Annotated in this window: 1 protein-coding gene; it reads left to right on the top strand. The window is 72.6% G+C overall.

Annotated features, from left to right (window positions below; genetic code table 11):
• Positions 1-1,014 (top strand): glycosyl transferase family 90 (locus ACH107_RS33055; RefSeq protein ID WP_412509819.1); only part of this gene is annotated, 1,014 nt, incomplete at its 5' end.
• Positions 1,015-1,088: the final 74 nt, after the last annotated feature.

The raw sequence follows: 1,088 nt of genomic DNA, 5'->3' as shown, positions 1-1,088 counted from the left end.
GGCGACAACGCCGCGCTCAGCCCTGCTGCGGCCGTCTGGCGCGCCGACGGGAGCATTGCCAGCAAGGACGGCCGCCCTCTGCCCCTGCGCCGGGTGGGCGACGGCCCTTACCTAGCCGACCGGCCCGATCAGGCCCGCGACCGGGTGCAGGCGGTGGTGAACGGGCTGCTGGATCTGGACGCGCGCCCGCCGCTGACCCTCGACATGCAGGACGCGCGCGAGGCGGGCGCCGGCGGCCGGCCACCCCCCGAGCAGCGCACGCTGGCCTACAACCGCCGACCCGGTGCGGCGAACCTCGTGCTCTGGCCCCTGCCCGGCTATCACGACCTCGCGCCCGAGGGGCGTCCCGGCGCCTTTCCCGCCGACGACGTCCCCTTCGAGGACAAGCCCGACCTGTGCCTGTGGTATGGAAACCTGACCGGCAAGCTCTGGCCGCACCTGGCACCCGATATGGGCCAGCCGCGCATGGCGCATCACTACCTGCGCGCGCTGGCGCAGGGGCCGGATGCGGGCCAGCGCCGCCTGATCGGCCAGGCCCTGACGGCGGTGACGCGCTATCGGGTTCTTTCGCGCCTGCACGGGCGCGCGGGATTCGCGATGGGCTTTGTCCTGCCGCCCAAGCACGAGACCGCCGGCAAGGACAAGATGCTGGCGCGGTTCGTCACGGCCCGCGTCCCCGAAACCTGGGTGCAGCTGGGCAAATACGTGCTGTCGCTGTCGGGCAATGACACCGGGTCGAACTTCCTGTCGGCAGCGGCTGCGAACGCTGTCGTGCTCAAGGAAGAGGACCAGTGGGAGCTGTTCTACACCGCCGCTTTCCGCCCCTGGGAACACTATATCCCGCTCGCCCCAGGCGGCGATGACATCGAGGCGCGCCTGGACTGGGCCCGGGCCAATCCCGCCCGCTGCCGCGAGATGGCGGCGGCCTCGCGCGCGTTGGTCGCGCAATTTGCCGCCCCCGAGAACCAGCGCGCCTGGCGGGGCGCGGTTCTGGACGAATTGGGCGCGCGATAGGGTGCCCCTTAGACCCGGGCCGCCCCGGCCTGCGTCCGAGCCCCCGCTGAGCGATTGAGGGGGCGCGCGCCAGC

The sequence above is a fragment of the Roseovarius halophilus (ex Wu et al. 2025) genome, from assembly GCF_047086965.1.
The sequence above is the reverse complement of the archived record's forward strand: the minus strand, read 5'-3'. Positions and strand labels throughout refer to the sequence as shown.